The sequence below is a fragment of the Rhodanobacter sp. AS-Z3 genome (assembly GCF_029224025.1).
Classification (GTDB): Bacteria; Pseudomonadota; Gammaproteobacteria; order Xanthomonadales; family Rhodanobacteraceae; genus Rhodanobacter.
On the sequence record NZ_CP119392.1, the window covers coordinates 1016017 to 1035773 of the forward strand.

At 63.3% G+C, this 19757-nt stretch carries 18 protein-coding genes; 12 read left to right on the forward strand and 6 right to left on the reverse strand.

The features are described from left to right. Positions 1–156 precede the first annotated feature (156 nt). Together PY254_RS04240 and PY254_RS04245 are read left to right on the forward strand one after the other, a co-directional pair. Positions 157–1350 carry a DesA family fatty acid desaturase gene (locus tag PY254_RS04240; protein WP_281014232.1) on the forward strand — a complete coding sequence of 398 codons (1194 nt, stop codon included), beginning with the start codon at positions 157–159 and terminating at the stop codon, positions 1348–1350. A gap of 75 nt (positions 1351–1425) precedes the next feature. Next, positions 1426–2538 (forward strand): saccharopine dehydrogenase family protein, encoded by a 1113-nt coding sequence (locus tag PY254_RS04245; protein WP_281014234.1) that lies wholly within the window; start codon positions 1426–1428, stop codon positions 2536–2538. On the opposite strand, the gene PY254_RS04250 is transcribed toward PY254_RS04245, so the two are convergent. The 4 genes from PY254_RS04250 to rpmB form a co-directional block, all read right to left on the reverse strand. Beyond that, positions 2528–2944, reverse strand: coding sequence for a thiol-disulfide oxidoreductase DCC family protein (locus PY254_RS04250; RefSeq protein ID WP_281014235.1), 417 nt, complete (start codon positions 2942–2944; stop codon positions 2528–2530). The two genes, PY254_RS04245 and PY254_RS04250, sit on opposite strands and share 11 nt — an antisense overlap. Next, a complete protein-coding gene (locus tag PY254_RS04255) occupies positions 2934–3509 on the reverse strand; it encodes a DUF4166 domain-containing protein (protein WP_281014236.1) in 576 nt (191 codons plus the stop codon). The genes PY254_RS04250 and PY254_RS04255 overlap by 11 nt, the downstream gene beginning before the upstream one ends. Before the next feature lie 86 nt (positions 3510–3595). Next, positions 3596–3763 carry a 50S ribosomal protein L33 gene (rpmG, locus tag PY254_RS04260; protein WP_007810357.1) on the reverse strand — a complete coding sequence of 56 codons (168 nt, stop codon included), beginning with the start codon at positions 3761–3763 and terminating at the stop codon, positions 3596–3598. Positions 3764–3773: 10 nt separating this feature from the next. After that, complete coding sequence (gene rpmB / locus PY254_RS04265) at positions 3774–4010, reverse strand: 50S ribosomal protein L28 (RefSeq protein WP_281014237.1); 237 nt, start codon at positions 4008–4010, stop codon at positions 3774–3776. 293 nt (positions 4011–4303) lie between these two features. On the opposite strand from rpmB, the gene secB reads away from it, so the two are divergent. The 7 genes from secB to PY254_RS04300 all read left to right on the forward strand — a co-directional run bounded on the left by secB (position 4304) and on the right by PY254_RS04300 (position 14034). After that, positions 4304–4810 carry a protein-export chaperone SecB gene (gene secB / locus PY254_RS04270; protein ID WP_281014238.1) on the forward strand — a complete coding sequence of 169 codons (507 nt, stop codon included), beginning with the start codon at positions 4304–4306 and terminating at the stop codon, positions 4808–4810. Between the two features lie 7 nt (positions 4811–4817). Then, a complete protein-coding gene (locus PY254_RS04275) occupies positions 4818–5843 on the forward strand; it encodes an NAD(P)H-dependent glycerol-3-phosphate dehydrogenase (RefSeq protein WP_281014239.1) in 1026 nt (341 codons plus the stop codon). Between the two features lie 110 nt (positions 5844–5953). Continuing rightward, a complete protein-coding gene (locus PY254_RS04280; protein WP_281014240.1) occupies positions 5954–8971 on the forward strand; it encodes a DEAD/DEAH box helicase in 3018 nt (1005 codons plus the stop codon). 15 nt (positions 8972–8986) lie between these two features. Continuing rightward, positions 8987–9727 carry an ABC transporter ATP-binding protein gene (locus PY254_RS04285; RefSeq protein ID WP_281014241.1) on the forward strand — a complete coding sequence of 247 codons (741 nt, stop codon included), beginning with the start codon at positions 8987–8989 and terminating at the stop codon, positions 9725–9727. Further along, entirely contained in the window at positions 9711–11606 is a 1896-nt protein-coding gene (locus PY254_RS04290; protein ID WP_281014242.1) for an HlyD family secretion protein, read from the forward strand. The genes PY254_RS04285 and PY254_RS04290 overlap by 17 nt, the downstream gene beginning before the upstream one ends. Next, positions 11603–12805: an efflux RND transporter periplasmic adaptor subunit gene (locus PY254_RS04295; RefSeq protein WP_281014243.1), complete on the forward strand. Its 1203-nt coding sequence runs from the start codon at positions 11603–11605 to the stop codon at positions 12803–12805. Before PY254_RS04290 ends, PY254_RS04295 begins: the two co-directional genes overlap by 4 nt. Further along, on the forward strand, positions 12802–14034 hold the full coding sequence (locus PY254_RS04300) for an ABC transporter permease (protein ID WP_281014244.1): 1233 nt from the start codon (positions 12802–12804) through the stop codon (positions 14032–14034). The genes PY254_RS04295 and PY254_RS04300 overlap by 4 nt, the downstream gene beginning before the upstream one ends. A gap of 176 nt (positions 14035–14210) precedes the next feature. On the opposite strand, the gene PY254_RS04305 is transcribed toward PY254_RS04300, so the two are convergent. Further along, positions 14211–14963 carry an SEL1-like repeat protein gene (locus PY254_RS04305; RefSeq protein WP_281014245.1) on the reverse strand — a complete coding sequence of 251 codons (753 nt, stop codon included), beginning with the start codon at positions 14961–14963 and terminating at the stop codon, positions 14211–14213. Positions 14964–15135: 172 nt separating this feature from the next. Further along, on the reverse strand, positions 15136–16152 hold the full coding sequence (glk, locus tag PY254_RS04310; RefSeq protein ID WP_281014246.1) for a glucokinase: 1017 nt from the start codon (positions 16150–16152) through the stop codon (positions 15136–15138). A gap of 162 nt (positions 16153–16314) precedes the next feature. On the opposite strand from glk, the gene hemB reads away from it, so the two are divergent. The 3 genes from hemB to pyrC all read left to right on the forward strand — a co-directional run bounded on the left by hemB (position 16315) and on the right by pyrC (position 19739). Continuing rightward, complete coding sequence (gene hemB, locus PY254_RS04315; protein WP_281014247.1) at positions 16315–17307, forward strand: porphobilinogen synthase; 993 nt, start codon at positions 16315–16317, stop codon at positions 17305–17307. A gap of 50 nt (positions 17308–17357) precedes the next feature. Beyond that, positions 17358–17870, forward strand: a complete 513-nt coding sequence (locus PY254_RS04320; protein ID WP_281014248.1) for a HEPN domain-containing protein — start codon at positions 17358–17360, stop codon at positions 17868–17870. Positions 17871–18686: 816 nt separating this feature from the next. Then, a complete protein-coding gene (gene pyrC, locus PY254_RS04325) occupies positions 18687–19739 on the forward strand; it encodes a dihydroorotase (RefSeq protein WP_281014249.1) in 1053 nt (350 codons plus the stop codon). Positions 19740–19757: the final 18 nt, after the last annotated feature.

Consider the following 19757-nt stretch of genomic DNA (forward strand, 5'->3'; position numbering starts at 1 on the left):
GGTCCCACTTTGAGACAACAGGCACAGTCAGCGCTTGTGAATAACGCGCGTTTAGCTTCCAGCGCTTGACGGGCTGTTATCATTCGTGGTGTCAAATATGCTGGCGGGTAAGGACGCCCTCATTTCCCCTGACTCGTTCCCCATTTGGTGTGCCCCATGCTCGACGCGGTAATCAATTTCCTCAACGATGGTCTGACCGGCGCAAGCTGGGGCCAGATCGCCGTGTACGTGCTGGTGATGACCCAGCTGACCATCTTCACGGTGACCTTGTACCTGCATCGCAGTCAGACCCATCGTGGCGTGGACTTCCATCCGGTGCTGGCGCATTTCTTCCGCTTCTGGGGCTGGCTGACCACCGGCATGGTCACTCGCGAGTGGGTGGCGGTGCATCGCAAGCACCACGCCAAGGTCGAGACGGTGGATGACCCGCACAGCCCGATGATCCATGGCATCAAGAAGGTGTTCTGGGACGGCGTGTCGCTGTATCGCGACGCCTGCGAGAACAAGCAGGACATGGAGCAATACGGTCGTGGCACGCCCGACGACTGGGTCGAGAGGAACGTCTACGGCGCGCATCCGTATTGGGGCCCGACCCTGATGCTGTTCATCAGCATAGCGCTGTTCGGCGTGATCGGTGCAGCGCTGTGGGCGCTGCAGATGGTCTGGATTCCGTTCTGGGCCGCCGGCTTCGTCAACGGTATCGGCCACTGGGCCGGCTACCGCAATTTCGAAAGTGCCGATACCGCGCGCAATCTGATTCCGTGGGCGTTCTGGATCGGCGGTGAAGAGCTGCACAACAATCATCATGCGTTCCCCAGTTCGGCCAAGTTCGCCCTGCGCAAGTGGGAATTCGACATTGGCTGGGCGGCGATCTGCGGCCTGCGTGCGGTCGGTCTGGCCAAGGTGATGCGCGTGGCGCCGACGCTGGATATTCGTCCGAACGTGCGTTTGCCCGACGCCGAAACGCTGCGGGCCGTACTGACCCACCGTTTCCAGGCGATGACCGACTACTACCGTGGCGTGATCCTGCCGACGTTCGCCGATGAAGCCGCGCAGGCTGGCGAGAACCTCAAGTCGATGCCGCGCCGGCTGCGCCGCGCGCTGGCCGACGGAGGCCGCTGGCTGGACAACGAAGGCCGCGACCGCATGCAAGCCGTGCTGGCCAAACGTCCGACTCTGGCCACCGTGATCGAGTTCCGCAGCCGTCTGGTGGCGTTGATGGAACAGCGTGGTGCCGACCAGGCGCTGAAGGGTTTGCAGCAGTGGATTCACGAGGCGGAAGAAAGCGGCATCCGCGCGCTGCAGGAATTTGCCCAGCGCTTGAAGGGCTACGGCGTCGCCACGGCCTGATCGCATCAGCCATGATTCAACAAAACCCGCCAGCTGGCGGGTTTTGTTTTTTGGGATCGTCACGAGGACGGCTAGATGACCTTGCGCGTAACACTGATCGGCGCCAGCGGCGTGTTTGGCTCACGCATCGCCAGTCAGCTCGCCGGTGATCCCCGCTTCCTGCTGACTCTCGCTGGTCGCAATGTGGGAAGTCTTGCGGTGCTGCGGGACGCCTTGGGTGATGCGTCAGTGCAACTGGCTGCGCTCGACGTGACTGCGCCTGATCTTCTGGATGCGTTTGCCGCGCTGCAGTCACAACTGGTGATCCATGCCGCCGGCCCGTTTCAGGGGCGGGATTATCGCGTGGCCGAGGCTTGCCTGACCTGCGGCAGCGACTACATTGATCTTGCCGATGGGCGTGACTTCGTCAGTGGTTTTGGCCGTCTGGACGTCCAGGCAAAAAAGAACAATCGCCTGTTGATCAGCGGTGCGTCTACCGTGCCGGCGCTCAGCAGCGCCGTGGTGGATAGCCTGTTGCCACGCTTCGCCGAGCTTGACGTGATTGAACACGCCATCAGTCCCGGTAATCGAACTCCGCGCGGAGACGCCACGGTGGCGGCGATTCTCGGGTACTGCGGACGGCCAGTGAAGCTATGGCGCGATGGCCGTTGGCAGCAAGGTCATGGCTGGATGTTGACGCGCCGCGCTGTGTTTCCGTTTGGCCGGCGTTGGGTTGGTCTGTGCGACGTGCCGGATCTTGAACTGTTCCCCGTGCGCTATCCCGGAGTGCGCACGGTGGTTTTCCGTGCCGGCCTTGAGCTGAAGCTGTTGCATTTCGGCACACTGGCCGCGGCGTGGCTGGTGCGACTTGGCGTCGTGCGCAACCTCGCGCGCCACGCCACGCGGTTGCGCCGGCTCAGTGAATGGTTTCTCGCTGCGGGCAGCGATGTGGGTGGAATGCAGGTGGCGCTCAGCGGGCGCGATGCGCAGGGGCAATCGCTGACGCTACGCTGGTCGTTGCGCGCAGCGGCAGGTGACGGCCCGCAGATTCCGGCCACGCCGGCGGTTGTGCTGGCGCGCAAACTTGCCGATGGCAGCTTGTCGTCCAAAGGCGCCATGCCGTGCATGGGGCTGTTCACGCTGGAGGAGGCATTGTCCGCGCTGGATGGTTTCGCGATCGACACGCAGCTGGACAACCCTACGGGCTGAAACGCGCGCGTTGCTCCGGCGTGGGTAGGAAACAACGGCGGCTTTGCCCGAAGATCCGGTAACGGTGGCGAGCCACGAATCGGTAGGCGGGATCGCTGAGCCAGCGTGGCACGAGGCGCAAGCCATGACCGAGCCAGCGCCAGCGGCGCTGTCCAAGCCCATGCAAGATCTTCACGATGGCGCGGGTGTCGGTGTAGTCATGGCCGTCTTCGACCAGCAGAAATGACAGCGGTGAGTCGGGGTCCAGTCCATGCGTCAGCAGCAAGGCGCGGCCTTTTTCTGATTGCATCGATGCGAAGTGATAGCGCTCTGCGTGGTCGTGTTTCAGCAGGAAGCGCACCCAGCGACTGCACAACAGGCAGATGCCGTCGAACACGATGACCGGTGGGTTGGTTTCAAGCTTCATCAGTGGGCGGTTCGTTGTGTGAGGGCTCCAGCCATCCTTGGTACGCAACCAGTTGTCCCAGCCACGGCAGTCGCACATCGATGCGGAAATGATAGCGCCCGTCACGGGCGGTGCTGCGCGAAAGCAGCTGGCCGCACAGCGCGCTTGGGCAGGGCAGGCCGAGGAAGTGCACGCTGCGCAGCTGCCAGTCGATCGCGTCACCGTCGCGATGCAGGGCAAAGCCCAGACGTGCCGGTCCCAACTGCTCGTAGAGCAGGGTTGAACCAGCACGTCGTCCCAGCCGCGAACGCATCTGGCGGCCCACAAAATGACGGGTCCAGACTTCGCTGCCGCCGTGTCGCTCGATGGTCAATGTCAGTGTCTGCGCAGGACCGGGTGGCGGCAGGCCAAGCAGCCGTCGCAGCCAGCGGGCCGGCAGGCGTGGGTCGCCGGTGATATCGGCCATGCCACTGGCTTGCAATAGTTGGGCGCCACCGTGCATGGCTTGCACAGCGCGAGGCAATTGCCGCCATGTCTCGTCACCGAGCAGGTGCGGGAATAATGCAGGAGGCGCGCTGGATGTCATCGGGCGATGATGCGGGCCATGTGCCTGCTCGGCAAGCGGGCAAAAAAAACCCGCCACAGGGGCGGGTTTTTCGGGGCGGCGATCAATTACTTGATCTTGCCTTCCTTGTACATCACGTGCTTGCGCACTACCGGATCGTACTTCTTGAACTCGAACTTTTCCGGCGTGTTCTTCTTGTTCTTCTGCGTGGTGTAGAAGTGGCCGGTGCCGGCCGTGGAGATCATGCGGATCTTGTCTTGGGTCTTGTTAGCCATGGTTTGATCCTCAGACCTTGTCGCCGCGGGCGCGCATGTCGGCAATCACGGCCTCGATGCCATTCTTGTCGATGGTGCGCAGGGCGTTGTTGGAAACGCGCAACTTGATCCAGCGATTCTCGCTGGCCACCCAGAAACGACGCTCATGCAGGTTGGGCAACCAGCGGCGACGGGTGCGGTTGTTGGCGTGCGAGACGTTGTTACCGCTCATCACACCCTTACCAGTGACTTGACATACACGGGCCATGACGACCTCCGTAATTATTTGCTGACACCCGTTGGCCAGGGTGTGATCGGCCCAGCGGCGCCATGCGCCACGCGATGCTGGAGGTCTTGCGTCGCATGATCATGAGGTCCGTACCGCGTGGCGGACCGCCCGGAAATACCGGGTCAACAGAGGCGAGCCGCGTATTGTTGCAGGAAAACAGGGGCCTGCGCAATCTTCGCGGCATTCTGTCATGCCCGCCGACGTGCGCGGGGCGGGGATGTATGGAACAATCGTGCTCTTTTATCCAAACGCCCCGACTCGAGGAACACCCGATGGCACAAGAGATCACCAACGACCAGGCCAATGGCCAAGCCAGTCAGCCGCAGCTGGTGATGCAGAAGATCTACGTGAAGGACGTGTCCTTCGAGGCGCCGAATGCGCCGCAGATCTTTCAGGAAATCGACGAGAAGGATCAGCCGCAGGTACAGCTGAACCTGGGCCAGAAGGCTACCGATCTGGGCAACAGCCTGTATGAAGTGGTGCTCAGCCTGACCCTGACCTGCACCATCGGTCAGCGCACCGCGTACCTGGCGGAAGTGGAGCAGGCCGGTGTGTTCGGCATTGCCGGCTTCAGCGAAGCCGACCAGGCCGGCATCATCGGCAGCTATTGCCCGAATTTGCTGTTTCCGTATGCCCGCCAGGTCATTTCGTCGCTGGTGCTGGAGGGCGGCTTCCCGCCGTTCCTGCTGCAGCCGATCAACTTCGATGCGCTGTTCGCCGAACAGCAGCGCCGTGGTGCGATGGGCGGCGATGAAGTTCCGGCCACGCTGAACAGCTGAGTCCGGCATGCCTGATCACCCGAAGCTGACCGTTCTCGGCGCCGGCTCCTGGGGCACGGCGCTGGCAGCACTGATCGCGCGCAACGGCGTGCCCACCACGTTGTGGGGGCGCGACGGCGAAGCCCTGGCCGCGATGGCGGCCACGGGTGTCAACCAGCGCTACCTGCCGGACATCGCGTTACCGGCCGAGCTGACCTACGAAAGCGATCTGGCTCGCGCCGTCCGTGGTGCCGGCGTGGTGTTGATCGTGGTGCCCAGTCACGCGTTCGCCAGCATGCTGGTCGATCTGGCGCCGCTGCTCGATGCCGATACAGCGATTGCGTGGGCGACCAAGGGTTTTGAGCCGGGTACCGGCCGCTTCCTGCATGAACTGGTGGCCGAACAACTGCCCGGTCGCCCGGCGGCGGTGGTCACCGGTCCGTCGTTTGCGAAGGAAGTGGCCTCGGGCCTGCCCAGTGCGGTCACCGTGCACTCGGAAGACCCCGCATTCGCCAAACGACTGGCGACGCTGCTGCACGCGCCGAACCTGCGCGCCTACTCCGGCGGCGACGTGATCGGCGCCGAACTCGGTGGCGCGATGAAGAACGTGCTGGCGGTGGCCACCGGCATTGCCGACGGCATGGAGCTCGGCTTGAACGCGCGAGCGGGTCTGATCACGCGCGGCATGAACGAGATGCTGCGGCTGGGTGTGGCACTGGGTGCGCGTCCGGAAACGCTGATCGGTCTTTCTGGCCTCGGCGATCTGGTGCTGACCTGCACCGGCGACCTGTCGCGCAATCGGCGGCTGGGTCTGGCGCTGGGTCAGGGCATCGCGATCGATGAAGCGGTGCGCCGGATCGGTCAGGTGGTGGAGAGCATTCTCACCGCCGACGAAGTGGCGCGACTGGCCGACAAGCATGGACTCGACTTGCCCATCAGTGCTGGCGTGCGTGCCGTGCTGCATGGCGAAGTCACTCCGGTCGATGGCCTGAAGGCCTTGATGGCCCGCGAACAGAAGCCGGAATATCCCCACGGTCTGTTCGGCAACGCCTGAGTTGTTCCTGCATTCCGGTCATCGCGGCCGGCAATGCGATCACAACGGTCGCATCAGGCTCGTGCGCTGGTAAGCTCAGTGTTTTGGTCATCGCCACGGACCGCATGCGCATGCCGCAACCGGACGAGAAACAGCACGCCGCCAACGCAACATCCGGCGACGACGAAGCCCTGCCACCTGCATGGCGACGGCTGCTGGCTGCGCCCAAACCGGCGGTTGCCGAAGAGCATGGTGTGCTCGGTTTCTTCCTCGAAGTCATGCCCGAAGAAGGTGCCGCCTTCGTACGGCTGGAAGTGGCACCCGTGCTGCTCGGCGTTGCCGAGCATGGCCGCTATGTGCGGCCGGTACCGCTGGATAGCCGTCACCTGGCGCAGTCGCCGTTGCAGCCGCATGAGCAGCGCCTCGCCGCGACCATGCTCGGTTTGCCGCAGAGCGTGCGCAAGGGCCGCAGTTACGCGCGACTTGCAGGTCATGTCGGTGACACCCTGCTCGCTGAAATTCTCGATACCGCGCCCAGCTTCCTCGGTGGTCTGGCCGGCTTGCGGTTGTCGCGTGGAAAGTCACACCAACTCAACTGGCATTGGCAGATGGAGCAGGACGGCAGTCAGCGCCTGCTGCCGGTGTTGCCGCACAGTCAGCGTCTGCTGCGCATTGATAGTCTGTGGTATCTCGATGTCGAGCGCGCGACCGTCGGTCGTTTCGATGCCGCCAGCGAAGAAACTCACTGGCTTGATCTGCCGCCGCTGAAGCACGAACACGGCCGCCGCCTACGCAGTCGCCTCAGTGGCAGTCGACTGGCCACTCGCGTGCCGCTGCCGCAGGTGTTCAACGAGGTGCGTCGTTCCGAGCTGCCGCCCAAACCCATCCTGATTTTGCACGCGCTGACCCGACATGCGCGGCTGGCCGCCGGCACGCCCCCGCTGGGTTACGCGCGGCTGACCTTCGACTACGCCGGTGAACGCCTGCCCGGGCGCGGTGGTGAACCGCTGGTGCGTCGCGTACGCAATGGGCAACTGGTCGAGATCAACCGTCGCCGTGCCGAAGAACTGACCGCGATGGAGCAACTGGAACGCGCCGGCCTCACGCCTGGCGTGGACACCGAAGGCTTGCCGTGGGATGTGGCCGAAACCCTGCCCGATGATGCATGGCTGTTCCCCGGCACCGGCTATGCCGGCGCACTGGAGGTCAACACGCCGGCACGCTGGCTGGCACTGCGACCCAAGCTGGAGACCGAAAATTTCCAGATCGAATACGCGCCCAGTTTTCCGTTCGAGGTACTGGAAGGTCCGGTGAAGTGGTACGGCCACGCGGTGGAGGATGTCGACGATCACGCTTTCGATCTGGAAATCGGCATCGAGCTGGACGGTGAGCGGCACAACCTGTTGCCCGCCGTGGCGCAGGCGCTGGCCGAGCATCAGTTGAATTTGAGTCCGGCACCGAACGAGCCGGAAGATGCTGTGTGGTATGCGCCCGTCGATGCGCGTCGACGCGTGCCGGTGCGGCTGAAGGAGTTGCGTGGATTGTTGGCGCCGCTGGCGGAATACCTGGAGAAGCCGCGCAAGAAGCTCCATCTGCCGCGCGTGCAGGCCGGCCGGCTGGAAGAGCTGGCCGCAGCGATGCCCAGCGGCAGCCAGCTGGAAGCAGCCGATCCGCTATTCGGCTTCGCCAAGCGCCTGCGTGATGCCGCCGAGCGCGCCAGCGACGCGGTGCCCGAAGGCCTCACGGTCGAGATGCGCCCGTACCAGCGCGAAGGTCTGCGCTGGTTGAACGCGCTGGCCGAAGCCGGTGTCGGCGGTGTGCTCGCCGACGACATGGGTCTGGGCAAGACGCTGCAACTGATCACCCATTTGCTGTCGCTGAAACAGAGTGGCGCGTTGAGCCAGCCCGCGCTGATCGTGGTGCCGACCAGCCTGATCCCGAACTGGCAGTCGGAGATCGCCCGCTTCGCGCCGATGCTGCGGGTGTTGACCCTGCACGGCCCGCAACGCGCCGAAGAATTCGATCAACTGGGCGCGCAGGATATCGTGCTGACCAGCTACGCGTTATTGCCACGCGATGTAGTGGCGTTGCGTCAGCAACCGTTCGCGCTGATCGTGCTGGACGAGGCGCAGCAGGTGAAAAACCCGCGTACGCAGGCACGGCGCGCGCTGCTCAGCCTGCGCACGCCGCGTTATGTCTGCCTGACCGGCACGCCGCTGGAAAATCATCTGGGCGAGTTGTGGTCGCAGGTCGATCTGGCGGTACCGGGCCTGCTTGGTGACGAGAGTGCGTTCCGCCGTTTCTACCGCATACCGATCGAGAAGCAGCACGACGAGGAATGCCAGCAGCGCTTGAATCTGCGCATTTCGCCATTCATCCTGCGCCGGACCAAATCGCAGGTGGCGAAAGAGCTGCCGCCAAAAACCGAGATCACTCGCCGCGTAGTGCTCGACGGCCGCCAGCGCGAACTGTACGAAGGCTTGCGCCTGACACTCGCGGAGGAACTGCGCGAAGTGATCGCCCAGCGCGGCATTTCGCATTCCGGCATCGTGGTGCTGGATGCTTTGCTCAAGCTGCGTCAGGTCTGCTGCGATCCGCGTCTGGTGAAACTGGAAGCGGCGCGCGGCGTGACCGAATCGGCGAAGTTCGAATTGCTGATGGACATGCTGCCGGCGCTGCTCGACGAAGGCCGCAAGGTGCTGCTGTTCTCGCAGTTCACCGGCATGCTGAAACTGATCGCTGCCGAACTCGATCGCCGCCGCATTCGCTACGTCACCCTCACCGGCGACACCCGCGATCGCGCCGAGCCGGTGCAGCGGTTCCAGAACGGCGACGTACCGTTGTTCCTGCTGTCGCTGAAAGCCGGTGGCGTGGGCTTGAACCTCACCGCCGCCGACACCGTGATCCACTACGACCCATGGTGGAACCCCGCCGCCGAAGCGCAGGCCAGCGATCGCGCGCATCGCATCGGCCAGGACAAGCCAGTGTTCGTGTTCCGTCTGATCACCTCAGGTACGGTCGAAGAGCGCATCGAGGAACTGAAAAAGCGCAAGGCCGAACTTGCTGCGGCGGTGCTGGAAGGCGGTGGCAGTCGGCAGAAACTCAGCTTCGACGAAGGCGATCTGGACGCGTTGCTCGCGCCAGGCTGAGCGAGTTGGTTGCCCATGCTTGTCAAAGCAGGCATCAGCGGCAAGACTGGAGCTTCGGTGCTCGAAAAGGAAGGCGACACGATGGTGCGCATGGAGGCGGTGACGCGGCATTACCGGATCGGCGGGCAAACCATTGCCGCCTTGGATGGTGTCAACTTCGAGGTGCCACAAGGCCAGTTCATGGCCATCGTCGGGCCATCGGGGTCGGGCAAGTCCACCCTGCTCAACATGCTTGGATGCCTCGATCGACCCGACAGCGGACGCTACCTGCTCGATGACGTCGACGTGTCGACTTTCGATGACGAGCGCTCCAGCGATTTCCGCAATCGCCGCATCGGTTTCGTGTTCCAGTCGTTCCACTTGTTGCCGCGTTTGAGCGTGCTGGAAAACGCGCTGTTGCCACGGCGGTTCCTGCGCGGGTCGGATCAAGGGCTGGAAGCGCGCGCCCACGAATTGCTGGAGCGGATGGGCTTGCAACGGCATCTGGCGCATCGTCCCGGGCAGCTGTCCGGCGGCCAGATGCAGCGCGTGGCAATCGCTCGTGCGTTGTTGATGAAGCCGGCACTGTTGCTGGCCGACGAACCTACCGGCAACCTCGATTCGAAGAGCGCGGCCGACGTGTTGGCGCTGCTGGCCGAAGTGCATGCTGCAGGCCAGACCGTGGTGCTGGTTACCCACGATGCCGAGGTTGCCGCGCGTGCGCAGCGACAGATCAGCCTGCGTGACGGGAGGATCGAACATGATTCGGCGGTTTGAGGCGCTGTTGCTGGTCATGGCGCTGTTGCCGGCACCGCTGCTGGCCACGGTATTCAGCGGTGAAGTGCAAGTTGCCGGCGCGCAGGATATTTTTACGCCGCCCTCGATGAGTTCGCCGGTAGTGCTGCGTTATTACATCGCCGACGGAACGACGGTGAAGCCGGGCGACGTATTGCTGCGCATCGACGCTGGCCAGGCCGAGACCGAGCTGCGCACCTTGCAGGCGCAACTCGACCAGATGGAAGCGAAGAGCGCGAAGGAGATCGCCGAGCTGGAGCTGAAGCAGGCCGATGCCGAACTGGCGCTGGCCGATGCACAGGCCGAGCGCGACACCGCTGCGGTAGATGCGGTAATTCCGAAGTCGCTGATTTCGGCACTCGACTACGACCGTCATCAAGGCGAGATCGAGCGCACCGAGAGTGCGCTGGCACTGAAGAGGCTGCAAGTCGAACAGGCTGTCGCCGCAGTGGTGCGCCGGCGGCAAGACGGCCAGCTGGAGGTCGACAAGCAACACGCAGCGCTGAGCTTCTACCAAAAGCAGGTAGCCGGTGCCGTGGTGCGCGCCGATCACGCCGGTACGGTGGTGCATGGCTTCGACAATATGTTTGGCAGTGGCGGTCGCTATGAGGAAGGCTCGACCAGCTTTCCCGGCAGCAAGGTCGGCGAGGTGGTGGGTGAGGCCAGCGGCTACACCGTGCAGGCATGGGTTCTCGAACCCGATCGCGTGGGTTTGCGCCTGGGGCAATCGTTGCAGCTGCATGTCGATGCGCTGCCCGACAGTCTATTGCAAGGCCGTATCACCAGCATCGCCGGCGCCTCTGCCAGCCGCGAGGCCTGGGGCGATGGTCGCTATTTCGAGGTGGGCATCGCCTTGCCCGCTGGCGTGAAGCTGCCCTTGCGGCAAGGCATGAGCGTGCGTGTCGATAGCGACCTGCATGATGAGCAAGCACATGCGGGCCGGTCAGGTGCCGGTGAGTCCACTCCCTTGAAGGCCGATGGCGAGGTGTTCGCGCAGCGCAGTCTGGCGATCTCGCCGCCCTCGGTGGATGGTCTGTGGCAGATGACCGTAAGCCAGATGGCCAGCGACGGGCAGTCGGTGAAGAAGGGCGACATGCTGGTCGCTTTCGAAGCCTCCGACGTGATCAAGAACCTCACCGCCAAACGCGGCGAGCTGGCCGAGAAACGGCGCAAGCAGGAGCAACTCAAACTCGATCTCGCGGATCGTGCACGCGAAGCCGAGCTGGCCACCGCGCAGGCGCGTGCCGAGATGGAGAAGGCGCAACGCAAGGCCGATCAGCCGAAGGATTACATCGCGCGAGTCGACTACCAGAAACTGGTGGTAGCGCGGGTCAAGGCAGAGCATCGACTGAAGCTCACCGCGCATCGACAGCAGGTAGCCATACGCGAACGCAATGCCGAGCAGGCCATGGCCGATGCGGAAGTGACTGCGCTGCAGACCGAAGTGAACAAGTTGCAGGAGTCGCTCGACGCGCTGACCGTCAAGGCACCGCGTGACGGCATCGTGGTGCACCAGGAAAGTTGGCAAGGCGGCAAGGTCGATGTCGGTTCGCAGATCTGGCGTGGCCAGTCGGTGGCACAGATGCCCGACTTGTCGACGTTGGCGGTGCGCGCCGCACTGCCCGAGCGCGAGCTCACCCGGGTGGCCACGAGTCAGCGTGTACGCGTGCTTGTTTCCGGCGGTGATCGCAGGTTGTCCGGCGTCATCGCTGAAGTGGGCGGCACCGTGCACAGCAAGTCGCGGGTAGAAGCGGTGCCGGTGGTCGATCTGATCATCCACCTGGATCAGGCCGGCTCCGGTCTCAAGCCCGGCCAACCGGTGCAGGTCGAGGTTGTCACGCCAGCGGGAGCAAAACGATGATGCGCCGCGGCGGATGGTTGCTGCTGATTCTGCTCGCAGGCTGCACCCAGCCGGCAACGGATCGTACGGTGCTGGAACAGGCCCGTTCCGGCCCGCTGGAATTCAGCGTGCAGGGTGAGGGCGAGCTGCATTCGACCAAGCCGACGCCGTTGCTGGTGCCGGGTCGGCAATGGAGTTCGCGCCAGTTGAACTGGATGCTGGCCGATGGCAGCGCCGTGAAGAAGGGTGAACTGGTGGCACGCTTCTCCGCCGATCAGAGCAAGCAGGATTTGCTGGAAGCGCAGATCGACCTGCAGCGCAATGCGCTAGCGCGCGTCGGCAAGCAGGCCGAGCTTGCCGACAAGAACGGTCAGCTGGCTGTCGACCTGATCCAGGTGCGGGCGCAACATGCCATCGCCGCGCGCTATGCCAACGCGAGTCTTGACGCGATGGCACGCAACGACATTCTCGATGCCGTGCAGGACGTGCACTATCTCGACGTGCGCCAGCACATCCTGCAGTGGCGTGAAGACCAATCCGCATCGCGCGGCGTCGCCGAGCTGGCCGTACTCGATGCACAACGAAACAGTTTCGACACGCTGGCCACGCAGAAGCAGGCCGATCTGGATGCGCTGGAGTTGCGCGCGCCGCATGCCGGCGTACTGGTACTGGAACGGGACTGGACCGACCAGGTGCCGCATGTAGGTGGCAGCCTCTACGCCGGTAATACGTTCGCCAGCCTGCCCGATCTGGACGCGCTGGAAGTGGAGCTGAGCGTGCCGCAGATCGAAGCCCAGGGCATTCGCGTCGGCGATGTCGTTGAGCTGCATCGCTGGGGCCTTCCCGCACAAACCGTGAAATCCGCGATCAGCTGGATCGGCTCGGCGGCGCAGCCGCGCAGTCGCCAGAATCCAGTGAAGTACCTCGCCCTCAAAACCACGGTGCCGGCTGAAGTGGCTCGACGTTATGGCTGGATGCCGGGGCAGCGCTTCGTCGGCAAGATCATCCTGCTGCAGGCGGCGCAGGGCTACAGCGTGCCGAACATGGCCTTGCTGCATGACGGTGGACACGACAGCGTGCAGGTCATCGCGGGCGATGACCTGCAAACCCGATCCTTGAAGCTGGGCGTGCGCGGTGCCACCCGCACCCAGGTGCTCGACGGATTGCACAGCGGTGACCGCATCCTGCTGCCGCCGGGCAAGGCCGGGGAGACGAAATGATTTCTGCATTGTGGCGCGAGGCCATCGAGGAACTGTCACGGCGCAAGCTGCGCACCTTGCTGACCCTGCTGGGCATGATCTTCGGCGTTGGTGCGATCGTGGCGATGCAGGGTGTGGGCGAGGGCAGTCGTCGCGAGGCACTGAAACTGGTCGACAGCCTGGGCCTGCACAACCTGATCGTCGAAGCAAAAAGTCAGGACGGCGATGCCTTGAAGGAAGCTCGCGCCCGCAGTATCGGCCTGACCGTAGCCGACGCGCGCGCGGCGCTTGACGTGGTGCCTTCGGCTGAACGCTATGCGGCTGAAAAGCGCGTCAAGCGCTGGGGCGTCTACAGCGATGAAGGGCAGGCCGATGCCGAAATCAGTGGCATCAGTCCGGACTACTTCCAGCTCGCCTCCCTGCACCTGGCCGAAGGTCGCGCGCTCAGTGCCGGCGATGACGCCAGCCTCGCGGCGGTGGCTGTGCTGGGCCATCAAGTGGCGCATGAGTTGTTCCCCGATGGCAAGCCGCTGGGACGGCTATTCAAGGTCAACCAGGTCTGGCTGCGGGTGGTGGGCGTGCTGGCCGATCGCGATCTGGGTCAGGACAAATTCGAGGGCGTGGCGCTAGGCGCCGAAAGCAACCGCGTGTTCGTGCCGCTGGCCAGTGCCCGCGCGCGCTTCCGCTTCCAGCCGATGGAGGACGAGGTCGATCGTTTCCTGTTGCGGATCAAAAACCCCGATGGCCTCGCCGCCGGCGCGCGCGTGCTGACTGTGCTGCTTGACCAGCGCCACGCTGGCGTGAGCGATTACCGGCTGATCGTGCCGCAGCAGTTGTATCAGCAGAACCAGAAAACCCAGCGTATCTTCAGTGTGGTGATGGGCTCGATCGCGGGCGTGAGTTTGCTGGTGGGCGGCATCGGCATCATGAACATCATGCTGGCCAACGTGCTGGAGCGGCGCCGCGAGATCGGGCTGTTGCGGGCTATCGGCGCGCGCCGCCAGGACATCGTGCAACGCTTCCTGCGCGAGGCGCTGGTGATCTGCCTTGCCGGTGCGCTGGCCGGCTTGCTGTTCGGTGCGCTGCTGGCCTACGCGATTGCCGCGTTCGCCGGCTGGCAGGTGGCATGGGCACCGATCGGCGTGATCGCCTCGGTGTTGGCCTGCGTGGTGATCGGATTGGCCTTCAGCATCTACCCTGCACGTCAGGCGGCAGCGCTGGATCCGATCGCCGCGATTCGCGACGAGTGATCCGCGTCGCTGAAATAAGGACGATGGCGGCAACCGCCGCATGCCCAGCCGTGGGTCGACCGATCGTTGCCATTCCGGTGAATCGCGCTGTGATGGCGGAGACTGCTTGCGCGCGAACTGCATGAAGGGCTGAGTCTTCCCCGGACGGCTCAGCGTTCAGCACACCGAAGGCTGCATCAGTTTCCGGAAGACAGACCTTTGTATTTGTCGCGCAATGCCGGGCGGGGAGCGGCGACTTGCTCAAGCACACCGACGCTGACGGTGCCTTGCAGCCCGTCGAAGTCCTTCTTGGCCTGCTCGTGTATTTTTTGGGACAAGATCAGGGCTGCCTCCGGGTAGGGCGTCAATCCGCTGATGTGAACCATGTTGCCGCCTTCGTTTGCAGCATCATCCAGCGATTTGACTTCGCGCACGAAGCGGCGTGTTGCCCGCTCGCCGGCCACGCGGTCGCCATAGACTTTCTTGAGTTCCACATACAGTGTCGACGCACTCGAGACATCGCCGGGCGAACTCTGCCGGACGGCGAGGGTGTAATCGTGCACGTACTCGGCATGCTTGCGTTCGGCTGCCAGCGCCAGCCATGCGATGCCGAGCGGGCGATTGGCCGGGATGCCTTCAATATTGCCGTTGACATAGGCTAGGCCGAGCACGTGTTGCGCGTCCTTGTTGGCCCAGTAAGCCGCTTCCTTCAGCATCCCCAGCGCCCGCTCCGGGTGGTGGCGTTGCAGGTGATAGAGCGCGCGGCAGCCGTAATAGTCACCGGGCAGCAGCCGCTCCCAGCCCTCCAGGCAGTTGACGCGAGGTTCCTTCGCCGCAGCCGCTTGTGGCGTACCGGCCGCTGGATACTGTGCCGCGTAGGCCATTGGTGTGATCAGCGGCATCAGCGTGGCTGCCGCCATCAGGAAAACGCGGAACCATGGTTTTTCCACTGGGTGTCCTTTGTGGCGTCGTGGGCGGGTCGAAGTCTTGGCGCGAGGAAATTTCCCCGACATAGGTCGCGGAGGTTCAGTCAGGACGGAGCATTCAGTCAGCCTTCGTCAGTTCATGGATGATGTCGAACAGGGCGATTCGTGGGGAGGAGTGAGTCCGATGGACTGCCGATCAGGCTTTCTGCAACAAAGATCGTCCCGACTCCATCACCGCCAGCGCCGCCGCACCGAGTAATCCCGGTTCCGGGTTCATGATCGCCTGGGTCGGGACCTTTTCCATGATGTCGCGGAAGCGACCCTTCGCTTCGAAGCGTTCGCGGAAGCGGCCACGCTCCAGCCACGGCAGCAGAATCGGAATCAGCCCGCCGGTGAGGTAGACGCCATCCCACGCACCCAGCGTAAGCACCAGATCGCCAGCGACACTGCCGAAGATGCCGGCGAATGTTTCCACCGTACGCGTGCACAGCGGACAGCTACCGTCTTTGGCGCGGCCAGTAATGTCTTCGGGCTTCAGGTCGGCAGGTGTGGCGCCAACCATGTGGCAAATCGCATCGTACAAATTCACCAGGCCCTGGCCGCAGATCAGCCGCTCGTTGGAAACGCGACCGTACTTGTGGTTGAGGTAGTCGAGGATCGCGATGTCTTCCGGCGTATGCGCGGCAAAGCCGGCATGACCGCCCTCGGTTTGCAGCACGCTGCAATGCCCCTGGCGCACCAGCAAGCCACCCACGCCCAGACCCGTACCCGGACCGACGATCGCAAACGTCTGTTCGTTCTCGGCGCCGATCATCGGCCGCGGCGCGTTGCCCACATCGACCAGATCCTCACCACGCAACAAGGTCACCGCCATACTTTGAGCGGCGAAATCATTGACCAGATGCACGTATTCCAGACCCAGCGCGTCGGCCGTCTGGCGTGCCGAAATCGCCCATGGATTATTGGTGACCTTGACCGTCTCGCCATCGACGATGCGGCCGGCCGCCGCCACGATGGCGCGATGCACGGTGAGCCCGGTGTCGGCCAGATACAGTTTCGCCGTCGACACCAGCGACTCATGCTCGGCGACGCGGTAGCGGCGAATGCTGTCCGGTAGCAGCGGATGCTCGAGCGAGGGATCAGCCACACCGAAGCGGACATTGGTGCCGCCGAGATCGACAAGCAGGGTGGGGGCGCTGCGGGACTGGCTCATGGAGCTTCCTGACGACTTGAAGCGTCAAGCCTGCCGACATGATCGCGGTTAGTCCAGTGTTTTACTCACCGTACGGCGCAGAATGTGTGCCCCAAAGAGCGTTCGGTAGTCATCCGGTCCAACGGCGTAAAATGGCGGAATGCCCCGTCACGAGACCACGCCATGAGTTTTCCCGCCATTCGCATGCGGCGCATGCGTCGCGATGCTTTCTCCCGCGCGCTGATGCGTGAAACCACCTTGCTTGCCAGCGACCTGATCATGGTGGCCTTCGTGATCGAAGGCGATGGCCAGCGCGAGCCCGTGCCGTCGATGCCGGGCGTGGATCGCGTGTCCATCGACGAACTGCTCAAACTTGCCGGTGAATGCATGCAGCTGGGCATTCCCGCGCTGGCGCTGTTCCCGTCGCCGGGTTCCAGCGTGAAGTCCCTCGATGCCAGCGAAGCGTGGAACCTCGACAACCTGATGCACCGCGCCACCCGCGCGCTGAAGGCGGCGTATCCTGACCTCGGCTTGATCGGTGACGTCGCACTCGACCCGTACACCACGCACGGCCAGGATGGTTTGATCGACGACACCGGGTACGTGATGAACGAGCCTACCGTCGAAGCGCTGATCAAGATGTCGCTGGCGCAAGCCGAAGCCGGCATGGATTTCGTCGCCCCGTCGGACATGATGGACGGCCGCATCGGCGCGATCCGCGAAGCGTTGGAAGATGCCGGCCACATCCACACCCGCATCCTCGCCTACTCGGCGAAATACGCCTCCGCCTTCTACGGCCCGTTCCGCGATGCGGTCGGTTCGTCAGCGAACCTCGGCAAAGGCAACAAGCACACCTATCAAATGGACGTGGGCAACAGCAACGAAGCGCTGCACGAAATCGAACTCGATATCGCCGAAGGCGCTGACGCGGTGATGGTGAAGCCGGGCCTGCCGTATCTCGACATCGTGCGCCGCGTAAAGGACACGTTCGGCGTGCCCACCTTCGTGTATCAGGTCAGCGGCGAGTACGCGATGCTGAAGGCGGCCTCGTTGAATGGATGGCTGGATGAGAAGGCCGTCGTGCTGGAGTCGCTGACTTCGATGAAGCGGGCGGGGGCGGATGCGATTTTGACTTATTACGCGGTGGATGCGGCGCGGTGGTTGCGGGGGGAGTAGTTGACATAGAGCAGCAGTAGGCTATTTGGGCTTCGGAGATTATCTGCGTGATGAACAGTGAGGTTGTTGATCCTTCGCCATTCGGCATGCTCCGCTACGCGGAGAATTACCGAGTTGCTGCCGAACAAGTGATCGGTAATTGCAACCCACTCGAAAGCAGTTTGTTGATGCCTGCCTACAACCTGCTTGCCCAATCGATTGAGCTGAGCTTGAAGGCTTATTTGCTTTCCCGAGGTATGGAGAACAAGCGGCTGCGTGGTCCACTACTTGGGCACAATCTCAGTGGCCTGGTCGAAGAGTCCGACAGTCTCGGCTTCGGCGATTTGGTTTCGCTCGACGCCCTTGATCGAGAACTCATCTCTAGTTTGAGCAAGTATTACGAGACGCACGAATTTCGTTACATACGCACGGGGGCCAAAGAACTTCCCTATTGGTCTCTGGTTTCGCCGTTGGCAAAAAGGCTCACTGACGAGCTATGTTTCTATTGTCTGGCGCTCTTAATCGGTGAGGAGGCTGCTCGCCGACGGATTGAAACTTTCGGGAGGTTCGATCGAGGGACTTGACTCAATTTTGCGGTGAACTCAGGCTCTTTCCAAGGGCCAGAGCTTTCGCCCGCCTTCGGCGCGCGAGTTACTTTCTCTTTGCGTGGCCAAAGAGAAAGATAACCAAAGAGAAAGGCCACCCCGCTTGGCGCTTGTTGGGCATCCTGCCCAGCAAGTTCGTGAGTCGGGGCCGGGCTTTTCGACAGGGCATCCTGCCCTGGCGAAAAGGAGTCGACATCCCTGTCGACTCCCGCTACGCGGCCTGTCGTCCCCGTCTCACCGCCGCACAAGGGACCCCGGGTAGAGCAGCGGGCCATCGTGGCCCGCACTTTTTAGAACAGCTGGAGCAAGAGCGCCCTCTCCCCAACCCTCTCCCCCGGCGGAGCCGGGGAGAGGGAGCTAATGCGTCGCCTGCGTGACTGCAGCGTAGTCACCTGCTTCTTTGCTCTTTGCTCTTTGCACTCGCAACCGCGTACCGAGTGCGGGCCACGATGGCCCGCTGCTCTACCAGGGGCCCCTCTGCAGCGGCGGGCGGGTGGAGGATCAGCCCGCAGGGTGACCGGCAGGGATGCCGGTCAGTTTGGCGTCAGTCCATGGCGACGGCATGGATGCCGGAGTTGAGGCAACGCAGGAGCAGTTGCCCGATGTCCGCAAGGCGCGGAAGCGGGGTGTCGTTTTCTCTTGGGTACTTCTCTTTTGGACAAGCAAAAGAGAAGTACCTCGCCCTCCGAAGGAGGACGAAAGCTCTGCTTCCAAACGCGGCGAGCCATGCCGGAACCCCGAAGCGGGCGAGCACGATACCATTACGCGATCTGATCGCAACAAGAGTCCGCCCTCATGACGCCAAACCGCCTGGAAATCACCCGCCCCGACGACTGGCACCTCCACCTCCGCGACGGCGCCGCGCTGGCTTCCGTCATCGGTCACACCGCCGAACGCTTCGCTCGCGCCATCGTGATGCCGAACCTGAAGCCGCCGGTAACCACGGTGGTCCAGGCCGAAGACTATCGCCGACGCATCATGGCCTGCCTGCCAAAGGACTCGCGCTTCCAGCCGCTGATGACGCTCTACCTCACCGAGAGCATGTCGGTGGAGGAGATCGCGCGCGCCAAGGCCAGCGACAACGTGTTTGCGGTGAAGTACTACCCGGCCGGCGCCACCACCAATTCCGACTCTGGCGTGCGCGATCTGTCGCACGTGTATCCCGTGCTGGAGGCGATGGAGAAGCACGAACTACCCCTGCTGCTGCATGGCGAAGTCACCGATTCGGCAATTGATATTTTCGATCGCGAACGAGTGTTCATCGAGCGCCATTTGATGCCTCTGCGCGAGCGTTTTCCCGCGCTGCGCATGGTGCTGGAACACATCACCACGCGTGACGCCGTGGAGTTCGTCACTGCAGCGCCAGCCAACGTGGCCGCCACGCTTACTGCGCATCACCTGCTGCTCAATCGCAATGCAATCTTTGCGGGCGGTATCAACCCGCACCACTACTGCTTGCCGATCCTCAAACGCGAGACCCATCGCCTGGCGCTGCTACAGGCGGCGACCAGCGGCGATACGCATTTCTTCCTTGGCACGGACAGCGCGCCGCATGCGCGCGAGGCGAAGGAGTCGAGTTGCGGTTGCGCCGGTTTGTATACCTCGCACGCAGCGCTGGAACTGTATGCCGAGGCGTTCGATCAGGTGGGTCGACTGGATCAACTGGAAGCATTTGCCAGCTTCCACGGTCCGGATTTCTATCGCCTTCCACGCAACACGGATCGCATCACGTTGGACCGCAAGCCGTGGATGGTGCCGGATGAATACCCGTTGGCTGCATCGACCTGCAGGCCGATGCGCGCGGGTGAATCGGTGGCGTGGTCGATGCTGGAAGCGCGCGCTTCCTGACCGGTTGGCAGCCTGACT